The organism is Methylobacterium sp. J-026, assembly GCF_022829585.1.
GTDB lineage: Bacteria > Pseudomonadota > Alphaproteobacteria > Rhizobiales > Beijerinckiaceae > Methylobacterium.
In genome coordinates this window covers 1-14,575 of the sequence record NZ_JAKSYC010000037.1, presented here as the reverse complement: position 1 = coordinate 14,575, position 14,575 = coordinate 1, and the positions used below count along the sequence as shown (strand labels likewise).

General features: G+C 68.2%; 15 protein-coding genes and 1 tRNA gene. 15 read left to right on the top strand and 1 reads right to left on the bottom strand.

Annotated features, from left to right (window positions below):
- Positions 1-64: 64 nt before the first annotated feature.
- Together MKK69_RS02260 and MKK69_RS02255 are read left to right on the top strand one after the other, a co-directional pair.
- Complete coding sequence (locus MKK69_RS02260) at positions 65-370, top strand: DUF1127 domain-containing protein (protein ID WP_243965108.1); 306 nt, start codon at positions 65-67, stop codon at positions 368-370.
- A 57-nt stretch (positions 371-427) separates the two neighbouring features.
- Positions 428-814 (top strand): RidA family protein, encoded by a 387-nt coding sequence (locus MKK69_RS02255; protein ID WP_243965107.1) that lies wholly within the window; start codon positions 428-430, stop codon positions 812-814.
- Positions 815-1,010: 196 nt separating this feature from the next.
- On the opposite strand, the gene MKK69_RS02250 is transcribed toward MKK69_RS02255, so the two are convergent.
- Positions 1,011-1,087, bottom strand: a tRNA-Asp gene (locus MKK69_RS02250).
- A 326-nt stretch (positions 1,088-1,413) separates the two neighbouring features.
- Here MKK69_RS02250 and MKK69_RS02245 point away from each other — a divergent pair.
- The 13 genes from MKK69_RS02245 (at position 1,414) to nuoL (ending at position 14,346) form a co-directional block, all read left to right on the top strand.
- The gene (locus MKK69_RS02245) at positions 1,414-1,779 is read left to right on the top strand and encodes an NADH-quinone oxidoreductase subunit A (protein WP_007560754.1); all 366 of its coding nucleotides are present in this window, start codon (positions 1,414-1,416) and stop codon (positions 1,777-1,779) included.
- A 40-nt stretch (positions 1,780-1,819) separates the two neighbouring features.
- A complete protein-coding gene (locus tag MKK69_RS02240) occupies positions 1,820-2,419 on the top strand; it encodes a NuoB/complex I 20 kDa subunit family protein (RefSeq protein ID WP_243965105.1) in 600 nt (199 codons plus the stop codon).
- Positions 2,420-2,428: 9 nt separating this feature from the next.
- On the top strand, positions 2,429-3,079 hold the full coding sequence (locus tag MKK69_RS02235) for an NADH-quinone oxidoreductase subunit C (RefSeq protein ID WP_243965103.1): 651 nt from the start codon (positions 2,429-2,431) through the stop codon (positions 3,077-3,079).
- Positions 3,080-3,095: 16 nt separating this feature from the next.
- On the top strand, positions 3,096-4,286 hold the full coding sequence (locus MKK69_RS02230) for an NADH-quinone oxidoreductase subunit D (RefSeq protein WP_243965101.1): 1,191 nt from the start codon (positions 3,096-3,098) through the stop codon (positions 4,284-4,286).
- Positions 4,287-4,295: 9 nt separating this feature from the next.
- A complete protein-coding gene (gene nuoE / locus MKK69_RS02225) occupies positions 4,296-5,657 on the top strand; it encodes an NADH-quinone oxidoreductase subunit NuoE (protein ID WP_243965098.1) in 1,362 nt (453 codons plus the stop codon).
- 5 nt (positions 5,658-5,662) lie between these two features.
- The gene (locus MKK69_RS02220) at positions 5,663-5,917 is read left to right on the top strand and encodes a hypothetical protein (protein ID WP_243965097.1); all 255 of its coding nucleotides are present in this window, start codon (positions 5,663-5,665) and stop codon (positions 5,915-5,917) included.
- 12 nt (positions 5,918-5,929) lie between these two features.
- Positions 5,930-7,231 carry an NADH-quinone oxidoreductase subunit NuoF gene (gene nuoF, locus MKK69_RS02215; RefSeq protein ID WP_243965095.1) on the top strand — a complete coding sequence of 434 codons (1,302 nt, stop codon included), beginning with the start codon at positions 5,930-5,932 and terminating at the stop codon, positions 7,229-7,231.
- 128 nt (positions 7,232-7,359) lie between these two features.
- Complete coding sequence (gene nuoG / locus MKK69_RS02210; RefSeq protein ID WP_243965093.1) at positions 7,360-9,441, top strand: NADH-quinone oxidoreductase subunit NuoG; 2,082 nt, start codon at positions 7,360-7,362, stop codon at positions 9,439-9,441.
- Positions 9,442-9,453: 12 nt separating this feature from the next.
- Positions 9,454-10,476, top strand: coding sequence for an NADH-quinone oxidoreductase subunit NuoH (gene nuoH / locus MKK69_RS02205; RefSeq protein ID WP_243965091.1), 1,023 nt, complete (start codon positions 9,454-9,456; stop codon positions 10,474-10,476).
- Positions 10,477-10,505: 29 nt separating this feature from the next.
- The gene (gene nuoI / locus MKK69_RS02200; protein WP_007560744.1) at positions 10,506-10,994 is read left to right on the top strand and encodes an NADH-quinone oxidoreductase subunit NuoI; all 489 of its coding nucleotides are present in this window, start codon (positions 10,506-10,508) and stop codon (positions 10,992-10,994) included.
- 221 nt (positions 10,995-11,215) lie between these two features.
- Complete coding sequence (locus tag MKK69_RS02195; RefSeq protein ID WP_243965090.1) at positions 11,216-11,836, top strand: NADH-quinone oxidoreductase subunit J; 621 nt, start codon at positions 11,216-11,218, stop codon at positions 11,834-11,836.
- A gap of 22 nt (positions 11,837-11,858) precedes the next feature.
- Positions 11,859-12,164 carry an NADH-quinone oxidoreductase subunit NuoK gene (gene nuoK / locus MKK69_RS02190; protein ID WP_010686008.1) on the top strand — a complete coding sequence of 102 codons (306 nt, stop codon included), beginning with the start codon at positions 11,859-11,861 and terminating at the stop codon, positions 12,162-12,164.
- An 82-nt stretch (positions 12,165-12,246) separates the two neighbouring features.
- Positions 12,247-14,346 carry an NADH-quinone oxidoreductase subunit L gene (nuoL, locus tag MKK69_RS02185; RefSeq protein ID WP_243965088.1) on the top strand — a complete coding sequence of 700 codons (2,100 nt, stop codon included), beginning with the start codon at positions 12,247-12,249 and terminating at the stop codon, positions 14,344-14,346.
- The last annotated feature ends 229 nt before the right edge of the window (positions 14,347-14,575 follow it).

The window sequence follows — 14,575 nt, the reverse complement described above, 5'->3', positions numbered from 1 at the left end:
CTGTCGCCGCCAGCCCTGCCGCTCCACGGTCACCCGGCCCCGGAGAGACAGAGGAGGGGGAGCCATGGACCATTGCCTGACCGAGACCGCCGAAGCCGAAACCGAAGCCCGGACCCCGTGGATCGCCCGGGCGGTCGCATCCATCGCCGCGTTCGGCGCCGACCTGCGGGCCGGCCTGTCGCGGGGGGCGATGAACCGGCGCGTGCTGCAGCGTCTCTCGACGCTGACCGAGCGCGAGTTGAAGGATATCGGGCTGACGCCGCAGGACGTGGCGGATGCCGGCGTGCCGGGCACCGGCGATGCGATCCTCCTGCTTGTGGGCCGGCGTGACGCGCGGCGGCGCACCCGGGCGGTGATCCGGCGTTGGTGACGTGACGGCCGGCGCGCGTCGGGCCCAGCCCGACGCGCCATCAAGGAGATCCCACAGATGAGCAGAAGTCCCGTGATCGCTCCGGGCGCGACAGCGGTCGGCCCCTACGCGCACGGTGTCCGCGTCGGCGACACGGTCTACCTGTCCGGCCAGACGCCGATCGACGGCGCGACCGGCCGGCTGGTCGAGGGTGGGATCGCGGCGCAAGTTCACCAATGCCTCCGAAACCTCGGCGCGGTTTTGACGGCGGCCGGGCTCGGCTTCGGGGATGTGGTGAAGTGCACCGTGTTCCTGACCGACATGGCCGACTTCGCCGCCATGAATCGGGTCTACGCGGACTATTTCGCCGAACCCTATCCGGCGCGCACGACGATCGGCGTGGCGGCACTGCCGCTCGCGGCACGGGTCGAGATCGAGATGGTCGCGTCTGTCCCGCGGCCCTGAGCGCGCATGCGTGCCGCGATCCGCGGCGCGCTCGGGCAGTCACTGACCGGATTCAGTCGGCGTGCCCCGGGATCGACGCGCCGAAGGCGGCCCGGCCAAAGACTGGAAACCCTCCCCCATGCCAAGGCTGCCCTCGGACAGGAACGGGTCCCTGGCTCGATCGCGGAGAAGGTCTGGAGGAATATCTGGAAGGACGTGGCGCGGGCGACGGGGCTCGAACCCGCGACCTCCGGCGTGACAGGCCGGCACTCTAACCAACTGAGCTACGCCCGCACGGCGTGGTCGCCTCAAGGGGGCGTTTCGCCCGGCGACGGGGCGGGGTTTATGGGCCGCTTCGGGCGCTGTCAAGCGCATCCGGGTCGGATTCGTCGCGGGGCCGCCCCGGGGGCCTGCGCGCTTCCGTCGTGTTGCGGCCGCGCCCGGCGCCCCCATCTCCCGACGTGACGGACGGCGTGGTTTGTGCGACGCGACAAGCCATTGTCACGGCTCGGCGGGTCGACTAAGCCTCCGGCCGCGCGCATCCTGGCATAAGAACAATTCCACGGGCGAATCCGGGTCGGCGTCGCACCGCGGTTTTCTACGTCTCGCGAGGCCCTGGCATGACCGGATTGTTGGCGGATTACCTGCCGCTCATCGTGTTCATCGGCGTGGCACTGTTCATCGCCACGGCGCTACTGGTCGTGCCGTTCCTCGTGGCCTTCAAGAGCCCCGATCCCGAGAAGCTCTCGGCCTACGAATGCGGCTTCAACGCCTTCGACGATGCCCGCATGAAGTTCGACGTGCGCTTCTACCTTGTGGCGATCCTGTTCATCATCTTCGATCTTGAGGTCGCGTTCCTGTTCCCCTGGGCCATCACCTTCGGTGATCTGGGCTGGTTCGGCTTCTGGTCGATGATCGTCTTCCTGGGCGTGCTGACCGTCGGTTTCGTCTACGAGTGGCGCAAGGGCGCCCTTGAGTGGGATTGAGTCCCGTCAGCCCCCGCCCGCACCGGATTCCGAGTCGCCGATGGCCCTGATCACCGACACGACCCAAAGCCTGTCCCGCGCGCCCGCGGTCGCGCCCCAGCCGAAGGGAATCCTCGATCCCAACACCGGCCGGCCGATCGGTGCGGACGATCCGACCTTCCTGTCGATCAGCGACGAGCTCGCTGACCGCGGCTTCCTGCTCACCACCACGGATGAGCTGATCAACTGGGCCCGCACCGGCTCGCTGATGTGGATGACCTTCGGACTCGCCTGCTGCGCGGTCGAGATGATGCAGATGTCGATGCCGCGCTACGATTGCGAGCGCTTCGGCTTCGCGCCCCGGGGCTCGCCGCGCCAGTCCGACGTGATGATCGTCGCCGGGACGCTCACCAACAAGATGGCCCCGGCGCTGCGCAAGGTTTACGACCAGATGCCGGAGCCGCGCTACGTCATCTCGATGGGCTCCTGCGCCAACGGCGGCGGCTACTACCACTACTCCTACTCGGTGGTGCGCGGCTGCGACCGGGTGGTGCCGGTGGACATCTACGTGCCCGGCTGCCCGCCCACCGCCGAGGCGCTGCTCTACGGCGTGCTGCTTCTCCAGAAGAAGATCCGCCGCACCGGCACGATCGAGCGCTGAGGGGCGGCCATGACGAACGGCATCTCGATCCTGTCGCACACCCAGCCCGCGAGCGGTGAGGCGGCCCTCACGGCGATGGCCGAGCGCGTCGTCGGCGCCCTCGGCCCGGCGGTGGTGTCGCATGCCATCGCGTTCGGCGAGCTGACGCTGGTGGTCCAGGCCTCCGACATCGTCTACGCGCTGACCTATCTGCGGGACGAACCGGCCTGCGCGTTCCGCAGCTTCATCGACATCTGCGGCGCGGATTACCCGCAGCGCGAGAAGCGCTTCGACGTGGTCTACCATCTGCTGTCGCTGCGCCACAACGCGCGCATCCGGCTGAAGGTGCAGACCGACGAGGTGACGCCCGTCCCCTCGGCGATCGAGGTGTTCCCGGCCGCCAACTGGTACGAGCGCGAGACCTACGACCTCTACGGCATCCTGTTCTCGGGCCATCCGGACCTGCGCCGCCTGCTCACCGATTACGGCTTCGAGGGGCATCCCCTGCGCAAGGATTTTCCGCTGACGGGCTTCGTCGAGGTCCGCTACGACCAGGACCAGGCGCGGGTCGTCTACGAGCCCGTCCAGCTCACCCAAGAATTCCGCAACTTCGACTTCCTGTCTCCGTGGGAGGGCACCGACTACGTGCTCCCCGGCGACGAGAAAAAGACTTCGGCCTGAACCGCGGAGACTGTCAGTGACAGAGCACAACATCCGCAACTTCGCGATCAATTTCGGCCCGCAGCACCCGGCGGCGCACGGGGTGCTGCGCCTCGTGCTGGAACTCGACGGCGAGGTGGTCGAGCGGGTCGATCCGCATATCGGGCTGCTGCACCGCGGCACCGAGAAGCTGATCGAGCACAAGACCTACCTGCAGGCGACGCCCTATTTCGACCGGCTCGACTACGTGTCGCCGATGAACCAGGAGCACGCCTTCTGCCTGGCGATCGAGAAGCTGGCCGGGATCGAGGTGCCGCGGCGCGCGCAGCTGATCCGGGTGCTGTTCTGCGAGATCGGCCGGCTGCTGTCGCACCTGCTCAACGTCACCACGCAGGCGATGGATGTCGGCGCCCTCACGCCCCCGCTCTGGGGCTTCGAGGAGCGCGAGAAGCTGATGATCTTCTACGAGCGGGCCTCCGGCGCCCGGCTCCACGCCAATTATTTCCGGCCGGGCGGCGTCCACCAGGACCTGCCGCCGAAGCTGGTCGACGACATCGAGGCGTTCTGCGACCCGTTCCTGCAGGTCGTCCAGGATCTCGACGACCTCGTGATGGCCAACCGCATCTTCAAGCAGCGCAACGTCGACATCGGCATCGTGTCGGTGGACGAGTGCATGGAGTGGGGGTTCTCCGGCGTGATGCTGCGCGGTTCGGGCATCCCGTGGGACCTGCGCAAGGCGCAGCCCTACGAGTGCTACGAGGAGATGGACTTCGACATCCCGGTGGGGCGGAACGGCGATACCTACGATCGGCAGGTGATCCGCATGGAGGAGATGCGGGAATCGGCCAAGATCATGAAGCAGTGCTGCGCCAAGCTGCGCGAGCCGGCCGGGCAGGGCCCGATCGCGGCGCTCGACGGCAAGTTCGCGCCGCCGCCGCGCCGGGAGATGAAGCGCTCGATGGAGGCGCTCATCCACCACTTCAAGCTGTACACCGAGGGCTTCCACGTGCCGGAGGGCGAGGTCTACGCCGCCGTGGAGGCGCCCAAGGGCGAGTTCGGCGTGTATCTCGTGTCCGACGGGACCAACAAGCCGTACCGTTGCAAGATCCGTGCGCCGGGCTTCGCGCATCTGCAGGCGATGGACTGGATGTGCCGGGGGCACCTTCTCGCCGACGTCTCGTGCGTGCTCGGCACGCTCGACATCGTGTTCGGCGAAGTGGATCGGTAAGTTAGAGCGATGGCCAACCGCAGACTCGCCCCCGCCTCCGAGCAGCCCCAAAACTTCGCGTTCTCGCCCGAGAACGCCGAGTGGGCGAAGACCCAGATCGCCAAGTACCCGGAGGGCCGGCAGGCCTCCGCGGTGATCTCGCTCCTGTGGAAGGCGCAGGAGCAGAACGGCGGCTGGCTGCCGCGGGCGGCCATCGAGGCGGTGGCGGCCGAACTCGGCATGCCGAACATCCGCGTGCTGGAGGTCGCGACCTTCTACACGATGTTCGCCCTGGAGCCGGTCGGGCGGTTCTGGATCCAGGTCTGCGGCACGGTGCCGTGCGATTCCTGCGGCGCGCGGGGCCTCAAGGAGATGCTCCAGGCGCGGCTCGGACCGCCGGGCCACGTTTCGGCCGACGGCCATTTCTCCTGGCTCGAGGTCGAGTGCCTCGGCGCCTGCTGCAACGCCCCGATGGTGCAGATCAACCAGGATTATTACGAGGACCTCACCCCCGAATCGCTCGGGACGCTGATGGACGATCTGGCGGCCGGTCGGCCGGTCAAGGTCGGCTCACAGACCGGGCGCGTCTCCTCCGAGCCCCTGGGCGGCGCGGATACGCTCACGGACCCGACCCTGTTCGACGGATCGCGGATCGGCGCCTGGCGCAAGCGCTTCGAGGAGGCCGGCAAGGCCGAGGAGCCGGCCGGGGGGACCGGCGAGGCGGCCTCCGCCACGCAGCAGGCCGCCGAGAACCCGAAGCCAGCCCGGCCCGATGCCGGCCGTCCGGTCGAGCGCACGGTGTCCGACGCGCCGGCCCAGCGCGCGGCCGCGGGGGAGACGCCGGTCAAGCCCGAGGACCGCGCCGACGCCGCCGAGCGCGGCCGCTCCACCGCCAAGCACGGCGCCGCCCGTCCAGGCGACGCGGACGTGCTTGACTCGCCGGCCAAGCGCGTCGCCGAAGGCGAGCCGGCCGCGGGCGAGCAGGGCCATGAGGCCATGCCGGATCGTGACGTGGTCCCGCAACAGCCCGAGGCGTCCGGCGCTAGCGAGGGCGAAGTCGCGGCGGAGGCCGAAGAAGCCCGCGTCGCCGGAGCGCTCGCGGGCCTGCCGAAGGATGCGAGCCCCGAGCAGAAGGCCGACGCGGTCGGCAAGCGCCCGCCGGGCCTGGATGCGGCCCGCGCCGGACAACCCGACGACCTGACCCGGATCAGGGGGATCGGCCCGGGCAACAGCCAGCGCCTGAACGGGCTCGGCATCTACCATGTCGACCAGATCGCCGCCTGGTCCCGCGACGAAATCACCTGGGTCGGCACCTACCTCGCGTTCCCGGGTCGCATCGACCGCGAGGATTGGGTGGGGCAGGCCAAGGCACTGTCGGGCACCGGAGCGTGACCGCCATGGCCGAGGTGTCGAACGACCCAATCTACGAAGTACTGAAGGCAATGCAGATGCGCCTGGGCACTTTGGATGAGGGGCTACGGGACGTGCGTGGTGAGCTGAAAGGCATGCGCATCAGTCTGCAGGCGCAGCAGGTCCAGATGAACGCCGTTCAGGCCGATGTAGGAAACCTCTACGAGGCCTTCGGCGCCCGCGATCCGCGGCTCGCCCGGATCGAACGCCGCCTCGACATCACCGACGCTCCGGTCAGCTGAGGGACGAAGCACATGCTGTCGGATCAGGATCGCATCTTCACCAACCTCTACGGCCTGCAGTCGCCGGGCCTGGAAGCCGCCAAGCAGCGCGGCGCCTGGGACGGGACCAAGTTCCTCCTGGAGCAGGGCCGCGACTGGATCATCGAGGAGATGAAGGCGTCGGGCCTGCGCGGCCGCGGCGGCGCCGGCTTCCCCACCGGCCTGAAGTGGTCGTTCATGCCCAAGAAGTCCGACGGGCGCCCGCACTACCTCGTGGTCAACGCCGACGAGTCGGAGCCGGGGACCTGCAAGGACCGGGAGATCATGCGGCACGATCCGCATCTCCTGATCGAGGGCTGCATGCTGGCCTGCTTCGCCATGGCGGCGCATGCCTGCTACATCTACATCCGCGGCGAGTACGTCGCCGAGAAGCACGCCCTCCAGAAGGCGGTGGACGAAGCCTATGCGGCTCGCCTCGTCGGCCAGTCGAACGTGCACGATTACCCGTTCGACATCTACGTCCACCACGGCGCCGGCGCCTATATCTGCGGCGAAGAGACGGCGCTGATCGAGAGCCTTGAGGGCAAGAAGGGGATGCCGCGGCTCAAGCCGCCGTTCCCGGCCAATATGGGTCTCTACGGCTGCCCCACGACGGTCAACAACGTCGAGTCGATCGCGGTGGCCGGCACGATCCTGCGCCGGGGCGGCGCGTGGTTCGCCGGGCTCGGCGGCAAGAACAACACCGGCACCAAGCTCTTCTGCGTCTCGGGGCACGTGAACACGCCGTGCAACGTCGAGGCGGAGCTGGGCATCACCTTCCGCGAGCTGATCGACCGCCATTGCGGCGGCATGCGCGGCGGCTGGGACAACCTGCTGTGCTCGATCCCGGGCGGCTCGTCGGTGCCGCTGGTGCCGGCCGACCAGATCATCGACGCCAAGATGGATTTCGACACGCTCCGCGGCCTGGGCTCCGGCCTCGGCACGGCGGCGGTGATCGTGCTCGACAAGTCCACCGACATCGTCGCGGCGATCACCCGGATCTCGTACTTCTACAAACACGAATCGTGCGGCCAGTGCACGCCCTGCCGGGAGGGCACCGGCTGGATGTGGCGGGTGATGCAGCGCATGACCGAGGGCCGTGCGCAGAAGCGCGAGATCGACATGCTGTTCGAGGTCACCAAGCAGATCGAGGGACACACGATCTGCGCGCTGGGCGACGCGGCGGCCTGGCCGATCCAGGGCCTGATCAAGCACTTCCGCCCCGAGATCGAGAAGCGGATCGATCGCTACACGGCCAACCCGCATTCCGACCCGATCCCGATGGCCGCGGAGTGAGGCCGTGACGAGCCAGCCTGACAACCTGATGCTCGTGGACCTGCGGCGGATCGACAGGGTCGAGCTTTGCATCGAGCGGACCGAGCGGCGCCTCGATCTCGCCGACGCCCCGCACTGAGATGGCAGCGATGACAAAAATCCGCGTCGACGGCACCGAGGTCGAGGTTCCGGCCGAATACACCCTGCTCCAGGCCTGCGAGGCCGCCGGAGCCGAGATCCCGCGCTTCTGCTTCCACGAGCGGCTGTCGATCGCCGGCAATTGCCGGATGTGCCTCGTCGAGCTGAAGGGCGCACCCAAGCCGGTGGCGAGCTGCGCCTACGCGGTGAAGGATTGCCGCCCCGGCCCGAACGGCGAGCCGCCGGAGGTGCTGACCCGCTCCGGCCTGACCAAGAAGGCCCGGGAAGGGGTGATGGAGTTCCTCCTGATCAATCACCCGCTCGACTGCCCGATCTGCGACCAGGGCGGCCATTGCGACCTGCAGGATCAGGCCATGGCCTACGGGGTCGATTCGACCCGCTACCAGGAGAACAAGCGCGCGGTCGAGGAGAAGCATATCGGCCCGCTGGTGCGGACCGCGATGAACCGCTGCATTCACTGCACCCGCTGCGTGCGCTTCCTCGCCGAGGTGGCGGGCGTGCCCGACCTCGGCGCCATCGGCCGCGGCGAGGACATGGAGATCACGAGCTACCTCGAGCAGTCGATGGCCTCGGAGCTCCAGGGCAACGTCGCCGACCTCTGCCCCGTGGGGGCCCTGGTGCATCGGCCGCAGAGCTACAACGTGCGGTCCTGGGAGCTGAACAAGACCGAATCGGTCGACGTGATGGATGCGGTCGGCTCGTCGATCCGCATCGACACCCGCGGCCGCGAGGTGATGCAGATCGAGCCGCGGGTCAGCGAGGAGATCAACGAGGAGTGGATCTCCGACAAGACCCGCTATCACATCGATGGGCTGCGGATGCAGCGCCTGGACCGGCCCTACCTGCGCGAGAACGGCCGCCTGCGCCCGGCCTCCTGGGGTGAGGCGTTCCAGGCCATCGCCGCCAAGGTGAAGGGGACGGATCCGAAGCGCATCGGTGCCGTGGTCGGCGACCTCGCCGGGGTCGAGGAGATGTTTGCGCTGCGCGAACTGATGCGCGCGCTGGGCACGCCCAACCTCGATTGCCGCCAGACCGAGACCGGGCTCGACCCGGCGCTCGGCCGCGCCTCCTATATCTTCAACCCGACCATCGCGGGGATCGAGGGCGCGGACGCGATCCTGATCGTCGGTGCCAACCCGCGCACCGAGGCCTCGCTGCTCAACGTGCGCATCCGCAAGCGCTGGCGCATGGCACCGCTGGCGGTGGGGGTCATCGGCGAGCCGGTCGATCTGACCTATCCGAGCCACTACATCGGCGCCGGCCCGGACTCCCTCGCGGCGCTCGCCCGCGGCGAGCACAGCTTCCTGGAGGTGCTCAAGGAGGCCAAGGCGCCGCTCGTCATCGTCGGCGCCAACGCCGAGCCCGGCATCCTGGCCGCGGCCGCATCGCTGGCCAAGGCGGTCGGCGCGGTCTCGGAGGGGTGGAACGGCTTCGGCGTGCTGCACACGGCGGCGGCCCGGGTCGGGGCCCTGGACCTCGGCTTCGTGCCGGGGGAGGGCGGCCTGACCGTCTCGGGGATGCTGGAGCCGGGCGCCCTCGACGTGCTGTTCAACCTCGGGGCCGACGAGCGCGCCGTGCCGCCGGGCGCCTTCATGATCTATCAGGGCACCCACGGCGACCGGGGCGCCTCCCGGGCCGACGTGATCCTGCCGGGCGCCGCCTACAGCGAGAAGTCGGCGACCTGGGTGAACACGGAGGGCCGGGTCCAGCTGGGCAACCGCGCCGCCTTCCCGCCGGGCGATGCCCGCGAGGATTGGGCGATCCTGCGCGCCCTCTCGGACGTGCTGGGCCAGCGCCTGCCCTTCGATTCGCTGACCGCGCTCCGCCGGGCGCTCTACGCCGCCCACCCGCATCTCGCGGCGGTCGGCGCAGTCGAGCCCGGCAATGTCGCGGAGGCCCTGGACCGGCTCGCCGGCCTCGGCGGCACCGCGACCGGTCCGGCCTTCGCTTCGCCGGTCACCGACTTCTACCTCACCAACCCGATCGCCCGCGCCTCGCGGATCCTCGCAGAGTGCTCGCGGCTGGCCCGGGAGCGCGCCGCCGAGGCGCGCCCCCTGGCGGCGGCCGAGTAGGAGCCAAGACCGATGACGTCGCTCGAAATCCTCGGGACCGTGCTCCTGATCGTGCTGAAGAGCTTCGTGCTCCTCGCCGCGCTCCTCGTCTTCATCGCCTACGCGCTGCTCGCCGACCGGAAGATCTGGGCGGCGATTCAGCTCCGGCGCGGCCCCAACGTGGTCGGCCCCTTCGGCCTGTTCCAGTCCTTCGCCGACCTGCTCAAGTTCGTGCTGAAGGAGCCGGTCATCCCGGCGGGCGCCAACAAGGCGATCTACCTGCTGGCGCCGCTGGTCTTCGCGATGCTCGCTTTGTCGAGCTGGGCGGTGATCCCGCTGGCCGACGGCTGGGCGATCGCCGACATCAACGTCGGCATCACCTACATCTTCGCGATCTCCAGCCTCGGCGTCTACGGCGTCATCATGGGCGGCTGGGCCTCGAACTCGAAATACGCCTTCCTGGGCGCGCTGCGCTCGGCGGCCCAGATGATCTCCTACGAGGTCTCGCTCGGCTTCGTGATCATCTGCGTGCTGCTCTGCGCAGGCTCCCTGAACCTCTCGCGCATCGTGATGGCGCAGGACACCAGCCTCGGCCTGTTCGGCTGGTACTGGCTGTGGCTGTTCCCGATGTTCGTGGTGTTCTTCATCTCGGCGCTCGCCGAGACCAACCGCCCGCCCTTCGATCTGCCCGAGGCCGAGTCGGAGTTGGTGGCCGGCTACATGGTCGAATACTCGTCGACGCCCTATCTGCTGTTCATGCTCGGCGAGTACGTCGCCATCATGAGCATGTGCGCGCTCGGCACCGTGCTGTTCCTGGGCGGCTGGCTGTCGCCGATCCCGTTCGCGCCGTTCACCTGGGTGCCGGGCGTGATCTGGTTCATCCTGAAGGCCAGCTTCCTGTTCTTCCTGTTCGCGATGGTGAAATCCATCGTGCCGCGCTACCGCTACGATCAGCTCATGCGCCTCGGCTGGAAGGTCTTCCTGCCGATTTCGCTGGTCTCGGTCGTGGTCGTCGCCTTCGTGCTCAAGCTGACCGGCCTCGCGCCGGGCGTCTGAGCCCACCCGCCGAATCGGAGATCCGGGCCATGAAGCTCGATCAGGTCGCAAAGAGCCTGCTGCTGAAGGAATTCGTGTCGGGGATGATCCTCGGCATGCGCTACTTCTTCAAGCCGAAGGCCACGATCAACTACCCCTTCGAGATGGGGCACCGCGGTCCGCGCTTCCGGGGCGAGCATGCCCTGCGCCGCTATCCGAACGGCGAGGAGCGGTGCATCGCCTGCAAGCTCTGCGAGGCGATCTGCCCGGCCCAGGCCATCACCATCGAGGCCGGTCCGCGCCGCAACGACGGCACCCGCCGGACGACTCGGTACGACATCGACATGGTGAAGTGCATCTACTGCGGCATGTGCCAGGAGGCCTGCCCGGTGGACGCCATCGTGGAGGGGCCGAACTTCGAATTCTCGGTGGAGACCCGGGAGGAGCTTCTCTACGACAAGCAGAAGCTCCTGTTGAACGGCGACCGCTGGGAGCGCGAGATCGCCCGCAACATCGCGATGGACGCACCGTATCGCTAACGCATCATCTCGAAAGGCAGGCCCCGGCTTTCGGAAAAGATGATGTCGAATCAGGGGTCTAGGGCATCGCGGCGGTTCCGCTTTCCGGAGCGATGCTCTAGAGCCATGCCGGGGGCGCTGTTGTGCCCCCGCCGACCGGGTTCTATAGACGGGCCGCCCGCTGCGGCCCGTTTCCACGCACGGCAGAAGGGGCCGCTCCGGCGGCCGATCCCGACCAGCGCATGACCGCAGCAGCCGCCTTCTTCTACCTGTTCGCGAGCGTCACGGTCGCGTCGGGCTTCATGGTGATCGCCTCGCGTAATCCCGTCGCCTCGGTGCTGTTCCTGATTCTCGCCTTCGTGAACGCCGCCGGGCTGTTCGTCCTGATGGGCGCCGAGTTCCTCGCGATGATCCTGGTGGTCGTCTACGTGGGCGCGGTGGCGGTTCTGTTCCTGTTCGTGGTGATGATGCTCGACGTCGACTTCGCCGAGCTGCGCCAGGGCTTCCAGCAATACCTGCCGGTGGGCGCCCTGATCGGCGCGATCTTCCTGGTCGAGCTGCTGCTGGTGGTGGGCTCCTGGACCATCGATCCGGGCCTCGTCCAGGCGCCGCTCGGCAACGTCGCTTCGGCCGAGAACCTGACCAACGCCCAGGCGCTCGGCCGGGTGCTCTACACCGACTACGCCTATTTCTTCCAGCTCGCCGGCCTGATCCTGCTGGTTGCCATGATCGGCGCGATCGTGCTGACCCTGCGCGACCGGCCGGGCGTCAAGCGCCAGGACATCGCTGTCCAGAACGCCCGCACCCAGGCGATGGCGGTTGAGACCCGCAAGGTGCCCTCGCGCCAGGGCGTCGAGGTCTGATGAAAGCCGGGAGTTTCGAACGATGATCGGCCTGAGCCACTATCTCACCGTCGCGGCGATCCTGTTCACGCTCGGCGTGCTCGGCATCTTCATCAACCGCAAGAACATCATCGTCATCCTGATGTCGGTCGAGTTGATCCTGCTCTCGGTCAACATCAACCTCGTCGCCTTCTCGACGCAGCTGAACGACATCACCGGACAGGTCTTCGCCCTGTTCGTGCTGACGGTCGCGGCCGCCGAATCGGCGATCGGCCTCGCCATCCTGGTGGTGTTCTTCCGCAACCGCGGCTCCATCGCGGTCGAGGACGTGAGCATGATGAAGGGCTAGGGCCTCCCTCCCCGCGCGCCCCGATTCACATCCGGACGCCGCCGCCCAGCGGCCGGCCCGGAGGACGGACTGCAAGAGAGCGATGTATCACGCGATCGTCTTCTTCCCGCTGATCGGCTTCCTGATCGCCGGCCTGTTCGGCCGGTACATCGGGGCCCGGGCCTGCGAGTACATCACCACGGCGTTCCTGGCCTTCACGGCCCTGCTCGCCTGGGGCGTGTTCCTGGAGGGCGGCCATGCCGAGCGGGTGCAGGTCGCCGCTTGGTTCTCGGCCGGCGACCTTCAGGTCGACTGGGCCTTCAAGGTCGACACCCTGACCCGGGTCATGCTGGTGGTGGTGACCACCGTCTCGACCCTCGTGCACCTCTACTCCGTGGGCTACATGGAGGAGGATCCGCACCGGCCGCGGTTCTTCGCCTACCTGTCGCTGTTCACCTTCGCCATGCTGATGCTGGTGACGGCCGACAACCTCGTGCAGATGTTCTTCGGCTGGGAGGGCGTGGGCCTCGCCTCCTACCTGCTGATCGGCTTCTGGTACGAGAAGCCCTCGGCCAACGCCGCCGCCATGAAGGCGTTCATCGTCAACCGGGTCGGCGATTTCGGCTTCTCGCTCGGCATCTTCCTGGTCTTCGTGCTGACCGGCTCCGTGGCGTTCGACGCGATCTTCGGCAAGGTCGACGCAATCAAGACCCTGAGCTTCCACTTCATCGGCTACGACTGGAATGCCCTGACGCTGGCCTGCCTGCTCCTGTTCATGGGCGCCATGGGCAAGTCGGCGCAGTTCCTGCTGCACACGTGGCTGCCGGACGCCATGGAGGGCCCGACCCCGGTCTCGGCGCTGATCCACGCCGCCACCATGGTGACCGCGGGCGTATTCATGGTGGCGCGCCTGTCGCCGCTGTTCGAGGAGGCGCCGAACGCGCTCGTCGTCGTCACGGTGATCGGCGGCATCACGTCCTTCTTCGCGGCCACGATCGGCCTCGTGCAGAACGACATCAAGCGGGTGATCGCCTACTCGACCTGCTCGCAGCTCGGCTACATGTTTGTGGCGCTCGGCGTCGGCGCCTATTCGGCGGGCGTGTTCCACCTGTTCACCCACGCCTTCTTCAAGGCTTTGCTGTTCCTGGGCGCCGGCTCGGTCATCCACGCGATGCACCACGAGCAGGACATGCGGAACATGGGCGGCCTGCGCCGCTACATCCCCTACACCAGCGCCATGATGGCGATCGGGTCGCTGGCGCTGATCGGCTTCCCCTACACGGCCGGCTACTACTCGAAGGACGCGATCATCGAGGCGGCCTATGCCTCGACCCGGCCCGGGCACACGCTCGCCTTCCTGTGCGTGGTGGTGGCGGCGTTCTTCACCTCGTTCTACTCCTGGCGGCTGTTCTTCATGACCTTCGAGGGTCCGGCCCGCTGGGGTGCGCACGCGGCGCACGACCACCCAGACGCCCCCGCGGTGGCCCACTCGACCATGGCGCACGAGGCCGACGGGCCCCCCGGCCACACCGAGGGCGCGGCACACGACGACAAGGGCCACGATATCGAGCCGGCCCACAAGAGCGACGTGGTCGCCGACGACCATCACGGGCACGGTGACCATACGCCCCACGAGAGCCCGCTGGTGATGACGATCCCGCTGGCGATCCTCGCCTTCGGTGCGCTGTTCGCCGGGATCATCTTCCACGACCGGTTCATCGGCTCCGGCATGGACGCGTTCTGGGGCCACGCCCTGGCGCACGGGCCGAACAACCACATCATGCACGAGATCCACGAGGTCCCGGCGCTGGTCTCCTACTCACCGCTGATCATGCTGATCCTCGGCTTCGTCCTGGCGTTCTGGATGTATATCCGCCGGCCGGAACTGCCGGGCGCGCTCGCCGCGCAGCAGCCGTCGCTGTACCGGTTCCTGCTCAACAAATGGTACTTCGACGAGATCTACGATCGGATCTTCGTCCGCCCGGCCAAGGATTTCGGCCTGTTCCTGTGGAAGCAGGGCGACGGCCGGATCATCGACGGGCTGGGCCCCAACGGCATCGCGGCCCGTGTCGTGGACGTGACCCGCGGGGTGGTCCGCCTCCAGACCGGATACCTCTACCACTACGCCTTCGTCATGCTCATCGGCGTTGCCGGCCTGATCAGCTGGTATCTGATGGCCGGCCTTCCGAAGGGCGGGCACTGATGAGCGTTGCCATGATGAGCGCAGGTCGGCGCGCCGCCTTCCCCCTCCCCCCTTTGCGGGGGAGGGTACCCTGCGAAGCAGGGGGGGAGGGGGGAGCGACGGTGCAGGACCGGGCTTCGGCCTTCACGTTCGCTTTGGCTCCTTTGGAAGCCGGGCTCCCCTCTCCCGACCCTCGCTCACGCGAGGGCCACCCTCCCCCGCAGAGGGGGGAGGGAGGTGCGGCGTCGGC